The sequence below is a fragment of the Parapontixanthobacter aurantiacus genome (genome assembly GCF_009827635.1).
In the GTDB taxonomy this organism is placed as follows: domain Bacteria; phylum Pseudomonadota; class Alphaproteobacteria; order Sphingomonadales; family Sphingomonadaceae; genus Parapontixanthobacter; species Parapontixanthobacter aurantiacus.
On record NZ_WTYW01000001.1, the window covers coordinates 1194048 to 1218075 of the forward strand.

Sequence of the window (24028 nt, forward strand, 5' to 3'; positions counted from 1 at the left end):
ACTTGGTGCTTGTTCGCTATCGTCGCGCGCGATGACGCGATCCAACGAAAACGGGGTTTGGCCAAGCGAGGGGTGGTCGGCGAGCGCGCAGCTGCCCGGCTTTGCCGGGGGTTCCTTTTCTAACCCCAGGACAGTGTTCCATGTGTTCCATCGCGTAGGATTTGCGCGAGCGGAATCGCGCATTCCCTCCGTTTGGGCGAGAGGCGGCAACGCCTAGCATGGCCGGCGAACTTTCCCTTTCCCCGATGCTTTCGGACGGGCTGGTGATCCTCGGCGCAGCCGGCATCGTCATTCCCGTCTTCACGCGTTTCCGCATCACGCCCGTCATCGGCTTCATCCTCATCGGCGTGCTTGTCGGGCCGTTCGGTCTGGGCAAGCTCGTTTACGACGTCCCGTGGCTTACCCATGTCACGATATCCGATCCGGAGGCGCTCGCGCCCTTTGCCGAGTTCGGGATAATCCTGCTCCTGTTCGGGATCGGGCTCGAATTGTCGTTCAACAGATTGTGGCAGATGCGTCGGCTTGTCTTCGGACTGGGCGCCCTCGAATTGCTCATCATCGGCAGCCTCATCGCGATCTTCCTCGCGATGATGGGCCAGTACTGGACCGGCGCGCTCGGTCTGGGCCTCGCGCTCGCTTTGTCCTCGACCGCCATCGTGCTGCCGATTTCAGGAACGAGCAGTCCGGTCGGCCGGGCAGCGCTGTCGATGCTGCTGTTCGAGGATATCGCCATCGTTCCGATCATCTTCATGCTCGGCGCGCTTGCTCCCTATGCGCAGGGCGAAGGATTGCAGGGTCTGATGCAAACGCTCTGGCAGGGCGGGCTCGTCGTTCTCGCCCTGCTCGTCATCGGACGCATCGCGCTGCCGCGCCTGTTCGCGCAGGCGGCCCGGACGAAAAGCCCCGAATTGTTCCTTGCCGCGACACTGCTGGTGGTGATCGGAGCCAGCCTCGCCACCGCCCTCACCGGCCTTTCGCCGATCGTCGGCGCGCTGATCGCCGGACTACTGATCGCGGAAACCGAATATCACGGCGAGATCGAGTCCATCATGGAGCCGTTCAAGGGACTGGCGCTCGGGGTCTTCCTCATCACGGTGGGTATGAGCATCGACCTCCTCACCATCTGGGACAATCTTGGCACGATCATGCTTGCTGTCGTCATGGTGCTGACGTTCAAGGCGCTGGTGACAGGCCTTCTCCTGCGATTGATGGGTGCGCGGCGAAGCACGGCGACGGAAACGGGGATACTCATGGCCAGCCCTTCGGAGACGACGCTGATCGTCCTTTCGGCGGCGAGCGCTGCCTTGCTCATCCAGCCAGGCACGGCACAATTCTGGCAGATCGTCACTGCTATCGGCCTGACCATCACGCCCCTTCTCGCGCGCCTCGGACGTTCGATCGGACGCAGGGTCGAACCCATACCCGAACTGCCTGAGACGGACCCGGGAACGCCGCTCGTCGTGATCGTCGGAGCCGGTCGCGTCGGCAGGCTGGTGGCCGACATGCTTGCCCGCCACGACAAGCCCTATGTTGCGATCGATTCCAACGCCGATCTGATCGACGAAGCGAAGCGACAGGGATATCGCGCGGTGTTCGGGGATGCGGGACGGCGCGATGCGCTCGATCGCCTCGGCATCGGACAGTCGCTCGCGGTCATCCTCACGATGGACGAACCCGTACTCGCACAGCGCCTGGTTTCGAAACTGCGCAAGTCCTATCCCGACTTGCCGATCATCGCCCGCGCTCGCGATGCGAAACACGCAGCAGAACTCTATCGCAGCGGTGCGAGCCACGCCGTTCCCGAGACGCTCGAAAGCTCGCTTCAACTATCGGAAGCCGTGCTCGTCGATATCGGCGTTCCGATGGGCCCGGTCATCGCCTCCATCCATGAAAAGCGCGACGAATTTCGTGCGCAGATCAAGGAAGATGGCGAGATCGGCTATACGCCCAAGCTGCGCAGTTCCACGGCGAGCGGTTCGGGCTGACCGGACCGCTTAGCTAGCTGACGCGTTGGTAGGGTCGAAAGGAGACACAAATGTCCGATAACAACGATCCGACGAAACCGACCTCCAATGACGAGAAGTTCAAGCCTCAAAACGTGAAAGGCCCGCTGAAGGACGGCAACAACGCCACGCAGCATCGAGAGCAGCCGGGCGATACCGGAGGAAACGACGTGCCGCGGGGAAGCAGCGGTCAGACGAAGGAAACGCCAGGGGCGTAAAGCGCCGATCCGGAAGGCATCGTTTAGGCGTCTTCCTTCTGCAAGGCCTGACGGACGGCGTCGAGCGCAGCATCTGCCTTGTCGCCGTCCGGTCCGCCGCCCTGCGCCATGTCGGGCCGTCCGCCGCCGCCCTTGCCGCCAAGAATTTCGACGGCGCTGCGCAACAGCGCGACCGCGTCGAACCGCGAAACGAGATCGTCGGTCACCCCCACGGCGATTGCGGCGCGGCCTTCATTCACTGCGATGACCGCAGCGACACCCGACCCGATCCGTGCCTTCTCCTGATCGATCAATCCGCGAAGTTCCTTTGCTGGCAGATCGTTCAGAACGCGTCCGACAAAGTTCAGATCGCCGATCTTTTCATCGGAGCTTGCCGTTTGCGCCCCCGAACCATCGCCCGATAGTGCCAGCTTCCGCTTCGCCTCGGCCAGTTCCTTTTCGAGAGCGCGGCGTTCTTCGGCTAGACTGCGCACACGCTCATTAACTTCGTCGGGAGAGCTTTTGACGATCGCTGCGACAGACCGCAAAATCTCTTCGCGTTCGACGAGCCACAAACGCGCTGCTTCGCCGGTAAGGGCCTCGATGCGCCGCACGCCCGAGGATACGGCACTCTCTGAGATGATCCGGAAGATGCCGATATCGCCGGTAGCCTCGACATGGGTACCACCGCACAGTTCGACGGAATAATGGCGTTCCGCATCTTTCTTACGCCCCATGGACAGGACGCGCACTTCATCGCTGTATTTCTCGCCGAACAAGGCGAGTGCCCCGGCCGCGATCGCATCGTCGGGCGTCATCAGGCCCGTCCCGACGGTTTCATTCGCGCGGATCTCGGAGTTTATCTCGGCTTCGACATCGGCAATCTCTTCGGCGCTGAGCGGATCAGGATGCGAAAAATCGAAGCGTAGCTTGTCCTCGGAAACGAGAGAGCCTTTTTGGGTAACGTGTTCGCCCAGACGGTGGCGCAATGCTGCATGAAGCAGATGCGTCGCCGAATGGTTGGCGCGAACCCGGTCGCGTCGCTCGGCGTCGATTTGGAGATGAACGACATCCCCCGTCGCCACCGAACCGCGCTTAATCTCTACTTGGTGCGCATGCAACTTGCCGAGCGGCTTCGTCGTGTCCGTCACTTTTCCGTTCATGCCGGAAGCCGTCGAAATGCTTCCGCTGTCGCCGGCCTGACCGCCACTTTCCCCATAGAAAGGCGTCTGGTTCGTGACGATCAACACGCTTTCGCCGTCCGACGCCTCGGCCACTTCCTCTCCGTCGCGAAGGATTGCCACGATTTGCGCTTCACCTTTCGTCGACGAATAGCCGGTGAATTCGGTCGATCCGCACCGTTCGAAGATATCGAACCAGACATCCTCGGATGCTGCCTCGCCCGAACCCTTCCACGCCGCCCGCGCGGCGGCCTTCTGTTCGGCCATTGCAGCATCGAAGCCGGCAAGATCGACTGACAGATCGCGCATACGCAACGCATCTTCAGTAAGGTCGATCGGAAAACCGTAAGTATCGTACAACTTGAAAGCTGCCGTACCGGAAAGCTTTTCGCCAGGTGCCAGACCAGCAACCTCGTCTTCGAGCAGGCGTAAGCCTTTCTCGAGCGTTCGGCGGAACTGGACTTCCTCACGCTTCAGCACATCTTCAACTAAAGCCTGACCGCGTACCAGTTCCGGATAGGCCTGACCCATTTCAGTGACCAGCGCGGGAACGAGCCGATGAAGCAAGGGCTCTTCCGCTCCAAGCAGGTGCGCATGGCGCATGGCTCGTCGCATGATCCGGCGCAGAACGTAGCCACGCCCCTCATTGGAAGGAAGGACGCCGTCCGCCAGCAGGAAACTGACGGAACGCAGATGGTCCGCAACGACGCGCTGGCTCGCAAGTTCGGTTTCGCCCTTGCTCTTTCCGGTGAATGTTTCGGCAGCGGAAATCAGCGCTTTGAAGGTATCCGTGTCGTAATTGTTGTGAACCCCCTGCATGACGGCGGCAATGCGCTCGAGCCCCATGCCCGTATCGATTGACGGTTTGGGAAGCGCCACGCGGTTTCCGTCTTCGCGCTGTTCGTATTGCATGAAGACGAGGTTCCAGATCTCGACGAACCGGTCGCCGTCCTCGTCCGGACTACCCGGAGGACCACCGGCAATGTGGTCGCCATGGTCGTAGAATATTTCGCTGCATGGCCCACACGGGCCGGTATCGCCCATCGACCAGAAGTTATCGTTCGACGCGATGCGGATTATGCGCTCTTCGGGAAGGCCAGAAATTTTGCGCCACAGATCGAACGCTTCGTCATCGTCGTGATAGACCGTTACCGTCAGCCGCTCGGTTGGCAACTCCCATTCCTTCGTCAGCAACGTCCAGGCATGTTCGATTGCCTGAGACTTGAAGTAGTCGCCGAAGGAGAAATTGCCGAGCATTTCGAAGAATGTATGATGGCGCGCGGTATAGCCGACATTATCGAGATCGTTGTGCTTGCCGCCTGCGCGAACGCATTTCTGACTGCTCGTCGCACGCGGCGAAGGCGGTGATTCTAGGCCCGTGAAGGCGTTTTTGAACGGAACCATTCCGGCGTTCACGAACATGAGCGTCGGATCGTTGAAAGGCACGAGTGGTGCCGAGGGGATCGGTTGATGGTCGGCGGCGGCAAAAAAATCCAGAAAGGATCGCCGTATATCGTTCGTCGAAGTCATGCGGTGCGAATTACGCACTCGTCAATGTATCGACAAGAGGCGATGAACGCTCTTGCCGCAATGAGGCGTCCTTTTACGTCTCGATCACCAGACGAAATACGCGCCGCCCTTTTTTCTCGCTCTCTGCCACGCTGGGCGCGAATGAACTTTCTCGACGAAGCGCGAAATCTTCGGATGCCCCTCCCCATAGCCCTGTAATAGCGCAATTTCGGCGGGGAAGCTCATCAGCACATCGGCGGCAGTCCAACCGTCGCCGACAAAATGAAGATTGTCGCCAATCCCCGATTCCATGAAGTCGATATGCGCGCTCAGTTGCTCGTCGATGCGCGGCTGAACGGGTGCTGCCGCTTCGCCCAATCTAGCGAGGAAAAGTTTCAGCATGACGGGTACGAAGAAAGAACTTTCCCCGAATTGCATCCATTCGAGATGCGAGACATATTCGTCGGTTCCCGCGCGGGGCAACCAGTCCGATCCGCCATGACGTTCGCAGAGATATTGAATAATGGCTCCGCTTTCGGAAATCACGCGTCCGTCATCCTCAATGACCGGCGACTTGCCGAGCGGATGAGCATTCTTCAGTTCAGGCGGCGCCAGATTGGTATCGCTATCCCGCTGATAATGGATCACTTCGTAGGGTTGTTCGAGTTCCTCGAGCAACCAGAGTACGCGCTGCGAACGACTACTGTTCAGGTGATGGACTACGATTGCCATAAGAATTTTCCGCTATTTCAAACCGGTTCGGTAGCAACCCGCGGCTGAGATGGTCGACCTCGGTTGCCATAAGGCAGAAACTCCTAGCACAAATGAAAATCGGGCAAAGCCTAGGTTGGCTTCGCCCGATTTTCGCTTTCCTTATGTGGAGCGCGACGAATAACTCGCGCCGCTCACTTATTCTTCGGCGTCAGGTCCAGTCATCATCTCTTCTGCCACTTCGTCCGTCTTCCCGCGAATGGCCGCCTCGAGCTTGTCGCAAACCTCGGGGTTTTCCTTGAGATAGTTCTTCGCGTTCTCCCGGCCCTGTCCGATGCGAATGCTGTCATAGCTGAACCAAGAGCCCGACTTTTCGACCAAGCCGGCCTTCACGCCCAAATCCAGGATTTCACCGATCTTCGAAATGCCCTCGCCATACATGATGTCGAATTCGACCTGCTTGAAAGGCGGCGCAACCTTGTTCTTGACGACCTTAACGCGGGTCGAGTTGCCGACGACTTCGTCGCGATCCTTGATCTGTCCGGTACGCCGAATATCGAGCCGCACGGACGCGTAGAACTTCAGCGCGTTCCCGCCAGTGGTCGTCTCCGGGTTACCGTACATGACGCCAATCTTCATACGCAATTGGTTGATGAAGATGACCATGCATTTCGAACGATTGATCGAACCGGTCAGCTTCCTGAGCGACTGCGACATGAGCCGTGCCTGCAGGCCAACATGGCTGTCACCCATCTCGCCCTCGATTTCCGCCCGCGGAACAAGTGCGGCAACGGAGTCCACGACGAGCACGTCGATCGCATTAGAACGTACGAGGGTGTCCGTAATCTCAAGCGCCTGCTCGCCGGTGTCGGGCTGAGAGACGATCAGTTCGTCGATATCGACGCCCAGTTTGCGTGCGTAAACGGGATCAAGGGCGTGCTCTGCATCCACGAACGCCGCCGTTCCGCCCGCTTTTTGCGCTTCTGCAATGACGTGCAGCGCAAGCGTGGTCTTGCCCGAACTTTCCGGTCCATAGACTTCGATGACGCGCCCCTTCGGCAAGCCGCCAATACCAAGCGCGATGTCCAGGCCAAGCGAACCCGTCGATATCGACTCGACATTCATCGCTTCCCGACTGCCCAGCTTCATTGCCGAGCCTTTTCCGAATGCACGATCGATCTGCGCGAGTGCTGCGTCCAATGCCTTCTGACGATCCACGTTCACTTCCTTATCCTCGACCAGTTTCAATTTCGCCGAAGCCATAACACGCCTCCATCTTTAGGACTGATCCAGACTTCGATCGCCCTGTTGGATAACTGTGTATGCCTTTTGTTCTCACAGAACAAGAGTAGAACAAAATTTATTCCGCTCTCTTTGGGACGCTGCTCGCACGATCGGCAGCTTGGTGCCACCTTCGATGGTAAACAACTCCCAAATTATTTTCCTTTCTGCCCGAGGACTTCGGAAACCTTCGCGCCGATCTGCTGCACAGAAAACGGTTTGGCGATAAAATACATGTTCTCGATATTGATGTCGCGCCGCAGCTGTTCCTCGGCATAGCCCGACATGAAGAGGATCGGTAGGTCGGGATGCACCTTGCGTATGGCCTTCGCCATGGTCGGACCGTCCATGCCGGGCATGACCACATCGGACACGACCAAGTCAAAACCCCCGCCATTCGCGATCTGCGCGAGGCCTTCCTCGCCGTCGGAGGCGGTCGTCACCTGATAGCCGGCTCTGCTCAAGGCACGTTCCGCCACGGCGCGTACCATGTCTTCATCCTCCACGAGAAGCAGGTTGCCGCCAGTCGACCAGTCGCTGGCATCGGCATCAGGCTCTTCCGACAAGGGAGGCCCGGACGGCGCCGGCAAAGCATCGCCCTTGTATACCGGCAGATAGACGGTGAACCTTGCACCTGCCTGCCGACCAGAACTTGCCGGAATATTGTCCGCGAAGATGTAACCGTTCGACTGCTTCACAATCCCGTAGACTGTCGAAAGGCCGAGGCCCGTGCCCTTCCCTTGCTCCTTGGTGGTGAAGAATGGCTCGAAGATCTTGGGCAAGATATGCGCCGGGATACCGCCCCCCGTGTCCTGAATGATGAGGGCGGTGTAGTCGTCAACCGGCATGACTTCGATGTCCATGCGCTCGACATCCTCGCGCGACACGCGGCGGGTCGCCATCGTCAGACGACCGTTCGTCGTTCCGCTGGCGAGAATGGCATCTCGTGCATTGACGGCGAGATTGACGATCACTTGCTCGAGTTGCTGCGGGTCGGCGCGGACGGGGCCCAGTTCGCGATCGTGCCGCACCGTAAACTCGATGCCGTCGCTCATGAGGCGCTTCAGCAGCTGGCTCACTTCGCTGACCACGTCGGGCAATTGCAGCACGACCGGTTGCAGTGTCTGCTGCCGCGAAAATGCGAGCAATTGCCGCGTAAGAGAAGCAGCGCGGTTCGAGTTCGCCCTGATCTGCTGGATATCGTCGTAATCGCTGTCGCCCGGCGAGTGCCGCAGCAGCATGAGGTCGCAATAGCCGATGATCGCGGTCAGAACATTGTTGAAGTCATGCGCAACGCCGCCGGCCAGTTGCCCCACCGCCTGCATCTTCGTCGCTTGCGCGACCTGACGGCGGAGGCGCTTTTCCTCCGAGGAGTCGCTCATCGACAAGAGGACCGCCGCATCGCCCAAACCGCGGACACCTGCAAAACCAATCGAAATGGGTTCTTCGGGATCGCTCGACAGACGCACGGGCATGTTGCCGCTGGCGATCGGGCCCTTGGCGAAGCGTCTGACGGAATCGGCAAAGGCTCCCTTGTCCTCACGCACGACAAGATCGGACGGATATTGCGGCAGACCCTTGTCGCGCCTGTCGACCGCTCGCATGAACGCCTTGTTGGCGAATAGGAAGCGCCCGTCGCGATCGGTCAGCGCCAGGCCGAGTGGCAGCGCCGACAAGAGAGCTTCCAGTTGCGGCACGGCATTGCGCCCGGCGCTTTCGCTCCCGCCGCCAAGCACCACCGTGCTATCGATGAGCAGCATGAGCGAAGATGCCTGGTCCGCATTGCTGGTCGAAGTCGTGCCCGGCGGATCGAGCGCGATATTCACGAGGGTTTGCGGACTGCCCTGCATTCCCTCATGCGCGTAGAAAATCCGATTGCGCTCATCCGTTCGCAGCATCTGGACGAATTCGGCATGCACGATGTTCATGCGCGCATTGCCGCTCGCGCGTTCGCCAAGTCCAGGAGTGGCCGATTCGATGCGTCCATCGGCGCGAACCAGCGCTGCCTCCAGCCCCGCGCGAGACAGGACAACACCAAACAGGCCCGTCAGGTTCTCGCTGATCAGATCCTCGATCCGCGTATTCACGATCTCGGAGAAATGCCAGACGAGATAATCATCGGCGCGTCCGGCCCGTTGCAGGCGAGCGCTCCAGCGCTTGTCCTCGTTCGGGGACAGCAGCAGTCCAACTTCGGCTTCTCCCTCTCGCCATGCCTTGCGGGCAGCTTCGACGAGGCCTTCGCGCGATTGTTGATCGACGGGCAGTTCCGGCGGGATGGCGCTCTGGCCGAACCATTTGAGGAAGCGTTCATTCGCACAGACCATGCGGTTCGCCCGGTCGATAATAACGACGCCGTCGCCGCCTTTCTCGATCGCCGCGAGGGTAACCGACCAGTCCGGCAATGCGTGGGCGACTTCCTCGACCTCCGGCTTTACCCGCGCGTAGATCATCGCCGCGAGCGACAGGACGAGGAGTGAGCCGCCGAACGCTGCGGCCGTGATCGAGGATTCGGCGAGCAGCCATACCAAGCCGACGCTGAGCGCAAGGGCCAGCAAAAGGCCGAGAATCAGCGGTACGGGGGGCAGCGCCCCCTCGCGCTCGAAACTTCCCATCATTGCTTGTTGGCTTCCAGCTTCCGATCGAGATCGGCTTCCATGCGAGCAAGCCTGCGAGAGCGGCGGCGGGCCACGATGTAACGCCAGCTCCATGACGAAACGACGTGCCCGATCGAAGCGGTCACGACGGCAAGCACGAGAAAACCGAAAGCGGTGACGCCCGCCGTCTGGAAAAACTCCGCCAGCAAGCGGCCCCGCTCACCTTGAAGTTCCTCGCCGGCAAGCCCACCCGCCGCGGCGTCGATCTTGAGGATGAAGGAACCGACGCGATTGGCGACGACGATCCAGAACGGGAAGGTAAACGGGTTCGTTATGAAGGTCGCAATTGCGGAAAGGGGTACGTTGGCCCGCGCCGGAAGGGCCATGAATGCGGCAAGGAAGATTTGGCCAACGGGAATGATGAACGCGCAGAATAGTCCGAGTGCGACGCCCCTCGGGACGCTCCGCCGGGTGAAGCGCCAGAGTTCGGGCGACAGGAACCGATGTGCGATTGGTTCGAGCCACTTATTGCTGGCCATTTCGTCGCGCGTCGGCATGCGGGGCTTGGCCCAGCCTGGCAGCATTCTGGTGAGTTTTTTAAGATTCATTGGATCGCTTCGCGCTTTGCTACGACCGTCGACCAAGCGCAATAGCAATGCCCGGTAAACCGATCAAACGACGTGTGGCGTCGTCATAATACGCGATTGCTAGCGCAGAGCTTAACGGATCAGCCGTTTTCTCTCAGCAGGCGAGCCTTGTCACGCTTCCAGTCGCGGTCCTTGATATATTCGCGCTTGTCCTGTGCCTTGCGACCTTTCGCCAGCGCAAGTTCCACCTTCGCCCTGCCCTGCCGGTTGAAATAGATCGACATCGGGACGAGCGTCATTCCCTTGCGCTCGACGGCACCCATCATCTTGTTGATCTCGCGCTCGTTCAGAAGGAGCTTGCGACGTCGCTTGGGTTCATGGTTGAACCGGTTGCCGTGACTGAACTCCGGAATATTGGCGTTGATCAGCCAGCATTCGCCTTCGGTCACCTCGGCATAGGACTCCCCGATGCTGGCCTCGCCAGCCCGTAACGACTTCACCTCCGTCCCCTGCAAGACGAGCCCTGCCTCGAACTTGTCTTCGATCGCATAGTCGAAGCGAGCGCGCCGGTTCTCAGCGACGGTTTTCTGCTTGTCGAAGGTTTCGGGTTTGGGTCTGGCCATGCGGCTTTATTAAGAGGCGGGAGAGCGAATTGTAAGGCTACAGGAGGCCAGCGTGGTCGAGTGCCGCGTCGACCGCGCGCCGTGCGTGGTCGCTCGCCGAACATAGCGGAAGCCTTACCTCGTCGCTGAAGCCCTCACGAACGCGTGACAGCGCGTATTTCACGGGCGCTGGCGAGGAATCTTCGAACATTGCATAATGAAGGGGATACAGCCGGTCGTTCAACTGGCGCGCCTTGAGCAGATCATTATCGGCACAGGCATGCTGGAATTCTGCGCATAGCTGAGGCGCTACGTTGGCGGTGACCGAGATGCAGCCCTTACCGCCCGCGGCATTGAACGGCAGGGCCAGCTCGTCGTTGCCCGAAAGCTGGCAAAACTCCTTCGAGATGCCCATGCGATGGTCGGCGACGCGTGACAGATCCTCGCTCGCATCCTTGATGCCGATAATCTGGTCAGGATACCGGTTCGCCAGCTCGCAAACGGTTTCAGGAGCGATATCGGTCACGGTTCGACCCGGCACGTTATAGAGGACGATCGGCAGGTCGCAGTGATCCGCCAGATAGCTGAAATGCGCGATAAGTCCCGCTTGGCTCGGCTTGTTGTAATAGGGTGCGACACATAAGGCAGCGCTCGCCCCAGCCTTCTTCGAGAAGTTCATATGCAAAAGAGCATTCTTCGTATCGTTGCTGCCGCAGCCCACGATGACGGGAACACGCCCGGCGGTTTGCTCGATACACACCTCTATGACCCGGTGGTGTTCGGCGTTCGACAGGGTCGATGCTTCGCCGGTCGTTCCGCAGGGTACGAGCGCGCTGCTGCCGCTTTCGATCTGCCAGTCCACAAGGTTGCGAAACGCCATCTCGTCGAACGAGCCGTTCCGGAATGGCGTCACGAGAGCGGGAATTGAGCCGGCGAACATAGCGGAACCCTTGAGGCTAGCGGTCGGGAATCGTAAGCTGAAAACGATCGACCGTCGATTTATTCAGCGACTGATAAGGAGCGACTGCCTACTATGTCCAGTATGGACCGTTTACCTTTTATAGCATTAGCTCTTGCCGTCATGCCTGCAATGACGGCGTCCGCCCCCGTGACCGCGCAGGACGCAGAAAGCTGGGACCGCGCTCGGCAGAACATGATCGCCCGTGCTCCGAGCCGGATCGCACCGGCAATTTCCCAGTGGGAGCGCCTGACCGCGAGCCGCGATCTGCGCTTCGACGATTATGCGGGCTTCGTCCTCGCCTATCCGGATTTCCCCCGTGAGGAGACCCTTCGGATAAGGGCCGAGAACGCGCTCGATCGCGAACCTGTCGGCGCCGAAAGACTGGTGGCATTCTTCGATCGCAATCCGCCCCTGACGAATAGCGGGCGAGCCAGATACGCACTTGCCCTTGCTTCACTCGAACGACCCGAAGCCTTCGAATGGGCGCGCGAGGCTTGGCGCAATGGACGACTGGACGGAACGGCGGAAGCCTATCTTTCTGCCCGGTATGCCGCGCGCTTCCAGCAAGCCGATCACGATCAGCGGCTCGATGCACTGCTCTGGCAAGGCGAGACCGAAGCCGCCCGTCGAACGCTGACAATGGCGTCGCCTCAGGCGCGCACGGTCGCCGAAGCGCGACTTGACCTTCTCGAAAACGCGCCGAACGCTGCAGCAAACCTCGGAGCGTTCGGCAGCGATCCCGGCTACGTTTACAATCTGTCGCAGCAGCAACGGCGCATGGGACGAATGGACCTGGCTGTCTCGACACTGTCGAACGCGACGTCGTTCTCGAAACCGGCCTATGACGCAGAGGCGATGATTGCCGAAATGCTCCAGGTAGCGCGCTCTGCGCCGCCTGCGGCGGCATCTCGCATCGCGGCCAATGCCGATGCAATCTTTGCCGACGGTACCGACATCAGCGATCTCTCCTATCGTCTGCGGGACGATTACACCTCGCTCATGTGGCATGGTGGCACAGAAGCCTTGTGGTCCAACGGAAACCCCGCTTCGGCCGCGCCGCTGTTCTATCACTACGGCACGGCGGCCAAGACCCCGCAAACCCGCTCAAAAGGATTTTACTGGGCAGGTCTGGCAAGCGAAAGAGCCGGAAATACCGCAGGGGCCAACCGATATTTCGAAATGGCGAGCGAGTATGCAGACCGTTTTTACGGGCAGTTGGCTCTGGAAAAACTAGGGCGCCCGCTTCCCTCGCTGAAGGGTCAGGGACAGACTGCTCTCTCGCCCGAGGCATACCGCCAGTTCAGCAGCGAGCCGCTGGTCGAAGCGACGCGTGAGGTCTCTAGAGGAGCCCCCTGGAGTACCGGGATTCAGTTCTACCGCGCTCTTGCACAGCGTGCCGATACGCCGGCGGAACACCGGTTGGTCGCCGACTTCGCGCGGGAAATCGGTCGCCGCGACCTTGCCGTGAACGTCGCCGAAGCGGCGGGTGCGGACGGACACTCCGCCTTCGTCGAACAGGGCTTTCCTGTGCTCGACACGCCGCCGGGCGCCAACTGGATCATGGTCCACGCGATCGCGCGGCAGGAAAGCCAATTCGCCGACAATGCGATCAGCCATGCCGGCGCGCGCGGTTTGATGCAGCTGATGCCCGCGACCGCGCAGGAGCAGTCGGGCAAGCTCGGCATGACCTATATGACGGCTGACCTGATCGGCAAGCCCGACTACAACATTCGGCTCGGCGATGCCTATTTCGCGCGAATGCTCGATTATTTTGACGGCGCCTATCCGCTCGCCATCGCCGCTTACAATGCCGGTCCGGGCAATGTGAATAAATGGCTGCGCGCAAATGGCGATCCGCGAACCGGGAGCATCGACTACGTGACCTGGATCGAGCGGATTCCGATCTTCGAAACCAAGAATTACGTCCAGCGCGTCATCGAGAACGCGAGCGTCTATGCCGCGCTTCATCCCGAGCGGGTTCGGAGCGGTCATCCGCAGCGTGCGGGCGAATTCCTGCGCAAATAGCCAGGAGATGGCGCGGGGCTCGATAAACTTGGCCGTTCTGGCAGCGGTGGCGGCAGCGGCGATCCCTGCCGGCGCTCTCGCGCGCGAAAGCCTTGGACTGTTTGATGGTTGGGCAGCCTTCCGCGACCGGGACGTCCCGCGTTGCTACGCAATCGCCAAGGCGGCGCCGAGCAGTCTCAGGCGGGATTACGAGCCCTATGCAACCGTAGGACACTGGCCGGACGAGGGTATCCGTGCCCAAGTACATTTTCGCCTGTCGCGCGAGATGGCCCGCTCTTCGACGATATCCCTCGATATAGGTGACCGCGAGTTCCTGTTGACCGGCGGTGGCGGCGATGCTTGGGCGCGGGACAAGACCATGAACGCCGCAATCCTTGCTGCCATGCGATCCGCAGCTTCGATGAAGATTGCCGCGCGCGACGACCGGGGACAGTCGTTCTCGAACAGTTATGATTTGCGCGGAGCGTCTAGCGCTGTCGATGCGGCTTCGCGCGCTTGTGCTAAGCTGTAGATCAAGAAAAAGGCCGGAAGCGCGAAGCTCCCGGCCCTTTTTTGTGATTGCAGAGGCGATCAGAAGCGGTAACCGACGCCTACCGCAACCTGATGACGGTCGGTATCGATGTCGAAACGATCGCTGTCCGGTACGTCATTGGGGAAATCGAGTTCGGCGCGGCTATAGTTCGAATAGCGATATTCGAGCTTCGCAAATGTCCGCTCACTCAGCGCATATTCGACGCCCGCACCGAGACGGTAACCGTCGGTGTCGATGTCCTGCGTGAACTCGGTCGTCCCGTCGCTTGCGCGAATGTCGTATTTAGCGTTCGTGTAACCACCCTTCGCGTAAACTAGAAGGTTCGGGCTCGCGAGAACGCCGGCACGAACGCCGAGATAGAGGTCGCGGCCGGTTTCGACATCGCCGAAGCCAAATCCCTCGAAATCACCTTCGTCCACTTCCGTGTCAGCGGTCGATCCGGTCAGTTCCGCCTCGGCACCGACGAGGAAGCTGCCCAGCGCAACGTCATAACCGATCGCGCCGCCATACAGGACGCCTTCGATCGATTGGTCATTGTCTTCGTTGAGTTCGTCATCGATGTCGCTGCCGGCCTTCGTGCTGTCGAAGCCTGTCAGGATTTCGACGCGCGGACCGGTAAAGGTTCCGTCGACCGCATCTTGTGCCAGTGCGGGTGATGAAATTGCGCCAACGGCGACAACTGCGAGCAATGTTCTGGTGTACTTCATTTCAACTCCATTTGGTTAGGCGTTTGTGCCCCACGTGGCCTCAGACGCCCGACCCCGCGGTGGAGTTTCATGAACATAATATAACAAGATTTTGTGGCAAAATTACTACGTCCCGTTCGATGAATAGCATTTGTGATCGTCGAAACGCGGGAACCCTCAGCCGCATAGAGCGTGCGAGGCTGCTTTAATCCTGCGACCGTCGTCGCTATATGCGGACATTCATGGCAAACACCGCACTCATGTCCATCCCGGGTCGAATCGATCCGGTCCCCGCACCGCGTGAAGTAACCCCTCGTGCCGATGGCAGGGTCGATCTGCTCGGGCTCTCTCGTCAGCGGATCGGAAGGCTTTTCATCGAAACAGGCCTCGACGAACGACAAGCGAAGCTGAGATCCAAGCAGGTCTTTCATTGGATGTATCATCGCGGCGAGACAGAATTTGAAGCGATGACGGATATCTCGAAGTCGCTTCGCATCTGGCTCGAGGAACGCTTCGTCGTCGGTCGCCCCAATGTCGTTGAAGCGCAGCATTCGAATGACGGCACGCGCAAGTGGCTCTTGCGGACGGAAGACGGACATGATTTCGAAATGGTCTTCATCCCAGATGAAACGCGCGGAACCCTTTGCGTGTCGAGCCAGGTCGGATGCACCCTGAATTGCACCTTTTGTCATACGGGCACGATGCGCCTCGTGCGTAACCTCACGGCGGGGGAGATCGTCGGTCAGGTCATGTTGGCGCGCGACGCGCTGGGCGAGTGGCCGAAGGGCAAGATGGATTTCGGCGACGAGGAGAGCGCCGGAGAATACCGCGCCGACGGGCGGCTGCTTACCAACATAGTCATGATGGGCATGGGGGAGCCACTCTACAATTTCGACAATGTGCGCGACGCGCTGAACGTCGTGATGGATGGCGAAGGCCTGTCATTGTCGCGGCGCCGGATCACCCTTTCGACGAGCGGCGTCGTGCCGATGATGGAGCGCTGCGGCGAAGAGATCGGCGTCAATCTCGCCGTATCTCTCCATGCGGTGACGAAGGACGTGCGCGACGAGATCGTGCCTTTGAACCGGAAGTACGGCATCGAAGAGCTTCTGGCTGCCTGCAAGGCCTATCCCGCCTCATCGAACGCCCGAAGGATTACCTTCGAATACGTCATGCTGAAGGACAAGAACGACAGCGACGAGGATGCGCGAGAACTGGTGAGACTCATCAAGGCGTTCGATCTTCCGGCGAAGGTCAATCTCATTCCCTTCAATCCGTGGCCCGGTTCGGCCTATGAATGCTCAACGCCGGAACGGATAAAGCGCTTTTCCGCGATCGTTTTCGACAGTGGCATCAGTGCTCCGGTCCGGACTCCCCGCGGGCGGGACATCGATGCGGCTTGCGGGCAGTTGAAGACGGCAGCGGAGAAGAAAAGCCGGGCCGAGCGCGACCGAGAGGCGTCGAACGCCTGAACCCGTTACGCTGCCGAACCCCGTTCCAAACTTCATTTCGACTTAGCGAGAGCTTCAATTCGTCGCATTGAAACACGTTAACCGCCATCGTTCATCCGGTGTTGTGCATCCCCGCGCGAGACCGTCAGACATGTCAGGTTTTCATCGAAGGGGAATGAAGCCATGAAGAAGATTATGATGATTGCAGCAGCCGCTGCCATGACCGTGCCAGCCGCTCCGGTTCTGGCCGATCCGCCCCCACATGCGAAAGCCTATGGCAAGCGTGCCAAGGATCGCATCTACGACGATCGCGGGCGCTATTACGAGCCGCGCCGCCTTTCCCGTGCTGATCGCGTATGGCGCGGCGATGACGGTCGCTATTACTGCAAGCGCGACAACGGCACCACCGGCCTCGTTATCGGCGCTGCGGTCGGTGCGCTCGCCGGTCATGAAATCGCAGGACGCGGAGACAAGACGCTCGGCGCCATCATCGGTGCGGTCGGCGGCGGTCTGCTCGGTCGCGAAATCGACAAGGGCGATCTGAAATGCCGCTGAACTGACGGCAAGGATGTGAGCGAATTCGAAAGCGTCGGCGAAACCCGCCGGCGCTTTTTTTCGTCTGCTGGACCATCGAAGCATCGCATTTGAGCGAATTCCTTTATAGGTTACCGCAATGCCTCGCCCCGCCATACTCATCACCGGAGCTGCCCGGCGCATCGGCGCGGTTCTGGCCGAAGCATTCGCTGCGGAAGGCTGGCATATCGTCATACATTACAACCGTTCGGAAACCGCGGCGCTCGAACTGGCCGATCGATTGCCCTCCGCCCGCTGTGTTCAATGCGACCTCGAAGACGGCGACGAAGCTGCCGCCATGATCGAACGGCTTGGGCAAGAGCTCGACGATTGGCGAATGTTGATCAACAACGCCTCCATCTTCGCCCCGGATACGGCTAGCGCACTTGATCCGAACCTGTTTCGCCGCATGATGCGCATCAATTGCGAGACCCCGACACGCATGGCGCAGGCCTATCTCGCCCTTGCTCGCAGCACCGGTCTGCGATGCGTCGTCGACATTACCGATCAGAAGCTCGCGAACACCAACCCCGACTTCTTTTCCTATACCGCAAGCAAACACGCCCTTGCCGGAACGATCCCCATGCTCGCCATCGCCAATACGAACCCGCTGGACCGAATTTATGGGCTGGCGCCCGGCGCCATCCTTCCGAGCCATGACCAGTCGGTCGAGGAGATCGAGATTTCGCACCGGATGAACCTTTTGAACCGCAGGACCGCCCCGCAGGACATCGCCGCAGCGGCTCTGTTTCTCAGCGAAGGACATCTGGCGTCGGGCGAGACGATATTCGTCGATGCCGGGCAGCATTTGCTCCGGCAGGATCGCGACGTTATCTACCTCGCAAGGGAAGCGCGGGGTTAAAGTATGACAGGCCGGAAACGACATGCCTTCTCCACGCGCCTGTGGCACTGGATCAACCTCGTCTGCGTCGTCATCCTCTTCATGTCGGGCCTCAATATCAGCAATGCCCACCCCTATCTTTATTGGGGCGATTACGGCTTCCGCCCCGCCGAAGCCTGGCTCAGCGTTCCTCGCTTTCCGGGATGGGCCACGATCCCCGACTTCTATAGCCTTGCGCAAGCGCGGGACTGGCACGTACTGTTCGCCTGGCCGATGGCGCTCATTCTCCTCTTCATCTGGGTCGCGATGCTCGCCAACGGACATTTCTGGCAAGATATCCGCACCCGGCGGCGCGAGTGGCAGGTGAGCGAGGTCGTCCGGGACATCAAGGCCCATCTGCGGCTCGATTTCCACCACGGAGCGGGCAAGTACAATTTCCTGCAAAAGCTCACCTATGGCCTTGTTTTCGGCATTATCCTGCCCGGCATGGTATTCACCGGCATGGCGATGAGCCCCGGCCTCGAGCCAAGCTTCACCTGGGCGATCGAACTCATGGGCGGCAGACAGTCAGCGCGCAGCCTGCACTTCATCCTCGCATGGACCTTGTTCGCTTTCTTCGTCGTCCATGTCCTGCTCGTCATATTGTCCGGCCCCGTATGGCAGCTTCGCGCAATGATCACCGGACGCAACCCGAAGGCCGCAACGCCCGCAGGAGAGGCATAATGGCCAACGTCAAACGTCGCGGTTTCCTCGCCGCTATGGGGGCATCCTTCCTCGCCGGGTGCACGAAGATCGGTCAAACCGAGGCCGGACAAGCCGCCTTCGACGCTTCGGAAAGCTGGCATCGGATCGTTCACCGGTTTCTCGGCAATGGGAGACTGGTGAAGGAATACGACGCGTCCGCCATCTCGCCGACTTTCAGAGGCAACGGAACGATCGATCCGGACAACGCCGCTTACCGCGCGGCCGCGGCGGCCGGGTTTGCCGACTGGCGCCTCGAAGTTGCTGGCCTCGTCGAACGACCTTTGTCCCTTTCGATGGATGATATTCGCGCCCTTCCCCAACGCTCGCAAATTACGCGCCATGATTGCGTCGAGGGGTGGAGCGCCATCGGGCAATGGACCGGTCCGCAACTGTCGCTCATTCTCGACGAAGCGCGACTGGCGCCCGAGGCGCGGTTCATCGTCTTTCGCTGTGCCGACAATCTCAATGGCGACGACTATTACGAAAGCTGCGACCTCGACGATGCCTATCACCCGCAGACGATCGTGGCTCATCAGCTGAACGAGGAACCTCTGCCGATCAAGAATGGCGCGCCACTTCGAATGCGGATTGAGCGGCAACTCGGTTACAAGCATGCGAAATACCTGACAGCCATAGAAGCGGTTGCCTCTCTGGACGACATCGGCAAGGGCAAAGGCGGCTATTGGGAAGACCGCTCGGGCTACCACTGGTATGCCGGGATCTGAATTTGCAAAGACACTGAAAGCGAGACGAGAATGTTCGACAGGTTGATCGACAAGGCGATGAAGCACGTCGTTAAGGACGGCACGCTGGAAATCGTTCACCATGACGGGCGCGTCGCACGGTTCGGAACCTCTCACCCCCTGTTCGCCGATGTCCGTATCCGGTTCACCGATGCGGGCGTCGCTCGGCAGATCGTCATGGATCAGTCCCTGGGTACCGGCGAAGCGTATATGGACGGTCGCCTCGTGATCGAGAAGGGCGAGATCATGGATCTCGTCGAGCTGATCAAGGGCAACATCCCGTGGGAAGCGAAGGGGCCTGCCCATCGCAGTCTGTTCGGCAAGGTGAAGCTGGCCCTGCACACCAAGACTGCCGAAGCGAACGAACAGCTTTCCTCGAAGTCGAACGTCTCGCACCACTACGACATAGGCAACGAACTCTACCGGATGTTCCTCGACAGCGAGCACATGCAATATAGCTGCGCTTACTGGCCCGAAGAAAGCATTACGCTGGGCGAAGCGCAGACAGCCAAGCTGGCGCATATCGCGGCGAAGCTTTCCATCGAACCGGGGCAAGAGGTTCTCGACATCGGATGTGGCTGGGGCGGGATGGCGATCTATCTCGCGAAGAACTACGACTGCCGGGTCCAGGGGATCACGCTTAGCAAGGAACAGCTGGAACTCGCCGTAGAGCGTGCCGCCGACGCCGGTGTTTCGGACAAGGTCACCTTCAAATTGGACGACTACCGCGATCTCGCCGCGAGCGGGCGAAAGTACGACCGGATCGTTTCCGTCGGCATGTTCGAACATGTCGGACGACCTCAATTCGACACCTTCTTCGATTGCGTACGCAAGCTGCTCGATGCGGACGGCATCATGCTGCTGCATACGATCGGACGAATGGGCCCGGCGGGTCAGACGGATGCTTTCACGCGCAAATACATCTTCCCCGGCGGATATATCCCGGCGCTTTCTGAGATCATTCTCGCCAGCGAGAAATACCGCCTGATCCCGACCGACGTCGAAACGTTGCGACTGCACTACGCCAAGACATTGCGTTCCTGGTACGCGAATTGCGCGGCGAGGAAGGACGACATTATCGACCTTTACGACGAGCGGTTCTATCGCATGTGGATGTTCTATCTTGCCGGCGCGACGGCGAGCTTCGAGAGTGGGGGCATGTGCAACTATCAGGTGCAGTACAGCCGCAACCGGCTGACTTTGCCGCTGGCGCGCGACTACATGCGCGAGGAAGAACGCCGCCTCCTCGCGAAGTGAGCCCATTGATCGGCCCGCTCCCCGCTGATAGGCGGGCCGCCGTTCCCAATTCGATAGTGAAAGAATTCGCCAGTGCCTCAAGCCAGTAAAGTCGTCCTCGCTTATTCCGGCGGCCTCGATACGAGCGTCATCGCCAAATGGCTCGAGGTCGAACGAGGCTGCGAGGTCGTCACCTTCACTGCCGACCTTGGACAGGGCGAGGAGATCGAACCTGCGCGCGACAAGGCTCGGGCGATGGGCATCCCGGACGACAACATCTTCATCGAAGATTTGCGCGAGGAGTTCGTCCGCGACTTCATCTTCCCGATGATGCGCGCCAATGCGCGCTACGAAGGCGACTATCTGCTCGGTACCAGCATCGCCCGTCCGCTCATTTCCAAGCGGCTCGTCGAAATAGCCAGCGAGACGGGTGCCGACGCGATCGCGCATGGCGCGACGGGAAAGGGCAACGACCAGATCCGCTTCGAATTGTCGGCCTATGCGCTCGCCCCGGACATCAAGGTCATCGCCCCGTGGCGCGAATGGGACCTGACGAGCCGGACGGCGCTCATCGCCTGGGCGGAAGAACATCAGATTGCCGTCCCGAAGGACAAGCGCGGGGAAAGCCCATTCTCAACCGATGCGAACATTTTGCACACCTCTTCCGAAGGCAAGGTCCTCGAGGACCCGTGGATGGAAACGCCCGACTACGTCTACTCGCGCACCGACCACCCCGAAGACGCGCCCGATACACCCGAATATATCGAGATCGGCTTCGAGAAGGGCGACGGCGTATCATTGAACGGCGAGGCGATGAGCCCTGCTACGCTGCTCGCTAGCCTCAACGAACTGGGTAGGAAGCACGGCATCGGCCGGCTCGACCTCGTCGAGAACCGGTTCGTGGGCATGAAGTCCCGCGGCATGTACGAGACCCCGGGCGGCGAGATCTACGCCCGCGCGCATCGGGGCATCGAACAGCTCACCCTCGACCGCGGCGCGGCGCACCTCAAGGACGAACTCATGCCGCGCTATGCCGAACTCATCTATAACGGCCTGTGGTTCAGCCCGGAGCGCGAGATGCTGCAGGCCGCGATCGATCTCAGCCAGCAGAAGGTCAATGGCACGGTCCGCCTGAAGCTCTACAAGGGCCTCGCCTCGGTCGTCGGGCGCAAATCCCCCGACAGCCTCTATTCCGAGGCGCATGTCACCTTCGAGGACGATGCCGGAGCCTACGACCAGAAGGATGCGGAAGGCTTCATCAAACTGAACGCCCTGCGCCTGCGCCTCCTCGCCAAGCGGGACCGCTGACCCCCGCCGAAGCCCGGTTCCGGCGTCATTTCACCGCTTGCCGACGTCACGAGTCGTTTCGTCGCAAATTAAACTCGACTTCCGCCGAGTCGAGCCGGAGATACGGCGAGCCCCCGCCGCGTTAGTTTTTTGTTCGGCCTGCCGCCTCTATCTCCGGTCGCGTTATGGACGGGATCAAGACCACCATCGCCCAGCGCGGTCTGCGCCTCTTCGCGCTCGCCGCCTTCGCCGCAACTCCGGCCGCCGCCCAGGCGCCCGAGCCCGCTGCCGATCCGTTCGCGCAGCATTTCGGCGCCTTCGACGATCTGCCCGACGCGCCCGACCCGGCGAGCAACCTGTCGAGCAAGGCCGTCGATCTCGACAGCTTCGAGCCGCCGGTCGAGGAGGACAGCATCTTCGACACCGGCCGCGCCAGCTTCTACGGCAAGCGCTTCGCCGGTCGCCCGACCGCGAGCGGCGAGCGGTTCGACCCCACCCAGCTGACCGCCGCGCACCGCACCCTGCCCTTCGGCACGAAGGTCCGCGTGACCAATGCCGATACGGGCAAGAGCGTCGTCGTGCGGATCAACGATCGCGGCCCCTTCGCCAAGAGCCGCGTGATCGACGTGAGCCGCGCCGCCGCCGAACAGCTCGGCATGGTCCGCTCCGGCCACGCAGCGGTCGAACTCGCTTTACTCGACTGAGCCGGACGACCGGGCCGCGTCCCCGCCTTCCGCGCCCTCCAGCCGCTGCTCTTTGTCCGGCTGCCCATCCAGCAGCCACCAGTTCGCCGCGCCCTCCTCGAATGCGAGAAGCTGCGCATATTCCGCCGCGCCCACATCCCTGAACGTCGCCAGTTTCGGCGCATCGGCGGGTCGCGCCGCCTCCATCCGGTCGAGCCGGTCCTCCAGCCATTCCGAGGCGTCCGCAATCCTACGCGATGGAACACATGGAACACGGTCCTGCGGTTTGTTTCCCGCCCCCTCAGCGCCCTCCGCCTCATGCCCGATCGCAGCCCGTTCGCGAGCAGACGCATCGCAGGCAGCCGCGCGCGCTTCGAACGGTTCGCAAGTGTGGCTCAGGGTCTCGGCTAAGGCCTCACCCCGGCGCAGCGCGTCGATCTCGTCATCGAGGCTTGCCAGCGCCCCGGCCAGATCCTCCCGCTCCGCCAGCCGGTCCAAGCGCGCGAGGTGTGCCAGCAGCAGCCGGGAATCGTAGCGCCGCCGCCGCGCCACTTCCTCGCCATGGTAATAGATGGCTTCCTCCACCCCCTCGATCGCGCGTTCGGCCAGCACCTGCTCGGCATGGCTGCGCGCCGCGAGCAGCGCCGCGTCCCAGGCGCGGGCGAGCGCGGTGGAGCGCCGCCGGGCGCGATAGGCGGTCTGGGCGGAGACGCGCGCGGCCCGGCAGGCGAGCCGGACATTGCCGTAAAGCTGAAGGTTGGCGAGGAATTCGCCCTGCGCGCGGGGCGTGAAGATCGAGAAGCGATCCGCGGAGGCGATGGCATTCATCGGGCGGCTCCTTCGGCGGAGTGATTGTCTGGTGCGTTCGGGGTCGGTAGCGGGTCGCCATCCCCCTCGCCGTGCGGATTCGCAAAATCCCCCTCCCCATTTGGAAGTAACGCAAATTCCCCCTCCCCTTGGGGGGAGGGGTTAGGGGTGGGGGAGTCGCGGTCAGGGGTGGGAAATTCACTGTCAGGGGTGGGGGCACGCCGCAGCCCCGGAAAACGCGGCCTGGGCGGACCGAAGGGCTTGGCGAGCTTGTAGAGGGCATGGGTCGCGCTGCCGGAACGATAGCGGGCATCCGGGCCGAGCAGGATGGCTTCCTGCTGCGCGTCTCGTGCGAGGCGGCGAATGTCGGGCTTTGCCTGCGCCTCGGCGTGGCGCGCCCAGCGCTGCGCGGCCTCAATCGTTTCGCGGGAAGCCCAGGGGGACTGGATCGGCAACATGGGAACGGTTCTCCTTTTCAGGGACGAAGGGGAACCGGACTATTTAGCGGGAATGTGGGAAGTAGGAAAATTAGGAGTAATTTCGAGATTCATTGGGCAATCCAGCCTTTCTCATGTTATAAAAAGAGAATGGCTTATTCAATTTCTTACATAAAGGCGTCGCGCCCGGAAGCGGAAGAGCGATTTAATGGGAACTTCTCTGACGCTAAGATTATAGGGCGCAATGCCGTCGACTCTGGCGAATATGATCGGGTCGAAATTCGCGACAACCAAAATAAACTTGTCTGGCATTATCCACGGGCATTGCGCCCGGCATAAAGAACCACAAGGACAGAC

22 protein-coding genes are annotated in these 24028 nt (G+C 60.7%); 13 read left to right on the top strand and 9 right to left on the bottom strand.

What is annotated here, in order from left to right; all coding sequences use genetic code 11:
- The first annotated feature begins 218 nt into the window (after positions 1 to 218).
- Together GRI38_RS05785 and GRI38_RS05790 are read left to right on the top strand one after the other, a co-directional pair.
- Complete coding sequence (locus GRI38_RS05785; RefSeq protein WP_160681936.1) at positions 219 to 1985, top strand: cation:proton antiporter domain-containing protein; 1767 nt, start codon at positions 219 to 221, stop codon at positions 1983 to 1985.
- 50 nt (positions 1986 to 2035) lie between these two features.
- Positions 2036 to 2221 (top strand): hypothetical protein, encoded by a 186-nt coding sequence (locus tag GRI38_RS05790; protein ID WP_160681937.1) that lies wholly within the window; start codon positions 2036 to 2038, stop codon positions 2219 to 2221.
- Between the two features lie 23 nt (positions 2222 to 2244).
- Here the strand turns inward: GRI38_RS05790 and alaS are convergent, their stop codons facing one another.
- The 7 genes from alaS to dapA form a co-directional block, all read right to left on the bottom strand.
- Positions 2245 to 4911, bottom strand: a complete 2667-nt coding sequence (gene alaS, locus GRI38_RS05795; protein WP_160681938.1) for an alanine--tRNA ligase — start codon at positions 4909 to 4911, stop codon at positions 2245 to 2247.
- An 84-nt stretch (positions 4912 to 4995) separates the two neighbouring features.
- Positions 4996 to 5622, bottom strand: coding sequence for a glutathione S-transferase family protein (locus GRI38_RS05800; protein WP_160681939.1), 627 nt, complete (start codon positions 5620 to 5622; stop codon positions 4996 to 4998).
- Between the two features lie 177 nt (positions 5623 to 5799).
- Positions 5800 to 6864, bottom strand: coding sequence for a recombinase RecA (recA, locus tag GRI38_RS05805; RefSeq protein ID WP_160681940.1), 1065 nt, complete (start codon positions 6862 to 6864; stop codon positions 5800 to 5802).
- Positions 6865 to 7037: 173 nt separating this feature from the next.
- Positions 7038 to 9494 (bottom strand): PAS domain-containing sensor histidine kinase, encoded by a 2457-nt coding sequence (locus GRI38_RS05810; protein ID WP_160682479.1) that lies wholly within the window; start codon positions 9492 to 9494, stop codon positions 7038 to 7040.
- A complete protein-coding gene (locus tag GRI38_RS05815) occupies positions 9494 to 10084 on the bottom strand; it encodes a DUF2062 domain-containing protein (protein WP_237487357.1) in 591 nt (196 codons plus the stop codon). Before GRI38_RS05815 ends, GRI38_RS05810 begins: the two co-directional genes overlap by 1 nt.
- A gap of 119 nt (positions 10085 to 10203) precedes the next feature.
- Complete coding sequence (gene smpB / locus GRI38_RS05820) at positions 10204 to 10686, bottom strand: SsrA-binding protein SmpB (RefSeq protein ID WP_160681941.1); 483 nt, start codon at positions 10684 to 10686, stop codon at positions 10204 to 10206.
- A gap of 37 nt (positions 10687 to 10723) precedes the next feature.
- On the bottom strand, positions 10724 to 11605 hold the full coding sequence (dapA, locus tag GRI38_RS05825; protein WP_160681942.1) for a 4-hydroxy-tetrahydrodipicolinate synthase: 882 nt from the start codon (positions 11603 to 11605) through the stop codon (positions 10724 to 10726).
- A gap of 168 nt (positions 11606 to 11773) precedes the next feature.
- Between dapA and GRI38_RS05830 the strand changes: the two genes are divergently transcribed.
- Complete coding sequence (locus GRI38_RS05830; protein WP_337191245.1) at positions 11774 to 13651, top strand: lytic transglycosylase domain-containing protein; 1878 nt, start codon at positions 11774 to 11776, stop codon at positions 13649 to 13651.
- A 28-nt stretch (positions 13652 to 13679) separates the two neighbouring features.
- Positions 13680 to 14162: a hypothetical protein gene (locus GRI38_RS05835; RefSeq protein WP_237487358.1), complete on the top strand. Its 483-nt coding sequence runs from the start codon at positions 13680 to 13682 to the stop codon at positions 14160 to 14162.
- Positions 14163 to 14221: 59 nt separating this feature from the next.
- Here the strand turns inward: GRI38_RS05835 and GRI38_RS05840 are convergent, their stop codons facing one another.
- Positions 14222 to 14890: an outer membrane protein gene (locus tag GRI38_RS05840; protein WP_160681944.1), complete on the bottom strand. Its 669-nt coding sequence runs from the start codon at positions 14888 to 14890 to the stop codon at positions 14222 to 14224.
- A gap of 221 nt (positions 14891 to 15111) precedes the next feature.
- On the opposite strand from GRI38_RS05840, the gene rlmN reads away from it, so the two are divergent.
- The 8 genes from rlmN (at position 15112) to GRI38_RS05880 (ending at position 22448) form a co-directional block, all read left to right on the top strand.
- The gene (gene rlmN / locus GRI38_RS05845) at positions 15112 to 16341 is read left to right on the top strand and encodes a dual-specificity RNA methyltransferase RlmN (RefSeq protein WP_160681945.1); all 1230 of its coding nucleotides are present in this window, start codon (positions 15112 to 15114) and stop codon (positions 16339 to 16341) included.
- A 162-nt stretch (positions 16342 to 16503) separates the two neighbouring features.
- On the top strand, positions 16504 to 16875 hold the full coding sequence (locus GRI38_RS05850; RefSeq protein ID WP_160681946.1) for a glycine zipper 2TM domain-containing protein: 372 nt from the start codon (positions 16504 to 16506) through the stop codon (positions 16873 to 16875).
- Between the two features lie 118 nt (positions 16876 to 16993).
- Positions 16994 to 17755: an SDR family oxidoreductase gene (locus GRI38_RS05855; RefSeq protein ID WP_160681947.1), complete on the top strand. Its 762-nt coding sequence runs from the start codon at positions 16994 to 16996 to the stop codon at positions 17753 to 17755.
- 3 nt (positions 17756 to 17758) lie between these two features.
- On the top strand, positions 17759 to 18457 hold the full coding sequence (locus GRI38_RS05860) for a cytochrome b/b6 domain-containing protein (RefSeq protein WP_160681948.1): 699 nt from the start codon (positions 17759 to 17761) through the stop codon (positions 18455 to 18457).
- Positions 18457 to 19203 (top strand): molybdopterin-dependent oxidoreductase, encoded by a 747-nt coding sequence (locus tag GRI38_RS05865; RefSeq protein ID WP_160681949.1) that lies wholly within the window; start codon positions 18457 to 18459, stop codon positions 19201 to 19203. Before GRI38_RS05860 ends, GRI38_RS05865 begins: the two co-directional genes overlap by 1 nt.
- Before the next feature lie 30 nt (positions 19204 to 19233).
- Entirely contained in the window at positions 19234 to 20478 is a 1245-nt protein-coding gene (locus GRI38_RS05870; RefSeq protein WP_160681950.1) for an SAM-dependent methyltransferase, read from the top strand.
- A 72-nt stretch (positions 20479 to 20550) separates the two neighbouring features.
- Complete coding sequence (locus GRI38_RS05875) at positions 20551 to 21765, top strand: argininosuccinate synthase (RefSeq protein ID WP_160681951.1); 1215 nt, start codon at positions 20551 to 20553, stop codon at positions 21763 to 21765.
- A 164-nt stretch (positions 21766 to 21929) separates the two neighbouring features.
- Positions 21930 to 22448, top strand: coding sequence for a septal ring lytic transglycosylase RlpA family protein (locus GRI38_RS05880; protein ID WP_160681952.1), 519 nt, complete (start codon positions 21930 to 21932; stop codon positions 22446 to 22448).
- On the opposite strand, the gene GRI38_RS05885 is transcribed toward GRI38_RS05880, so the two are convergent.
- Positions 22437 to 23255, bottom strand: a complete 819-nt coding sequence (locus GRI38_RS05885; protein WP_160681953.1) for a hypothetical protein — start codon at positions 23253 to 23255, stop codon at positions 22437 to 22439. The two genes, GRI38_RS05880 and GRI38_RS05885, sit on opposite strands and share 12 nt — an antisense overlap.
- Before the next feature lie 260 nt (positions 23256 to 23515).
- Between GRI38_RS05885 and GRI38_RS05890 the strand changes: the two genes are divergently transcribed.
- Positions 23516 to 24010 carry a hypothetical protein gene (locus tag GRI38_RS05890; protein WP_160681954.1) on the top strand — a complete coding sequence of 165 codons (495 nt, stop codon included), beginning with the start codon at positions 23516 to 23518 and terminating at the stop codon, positions 24008 to 24010.
- The last annotated feature ends 18 nt before the right edge of the window (positions 24011 to 24028 follow it).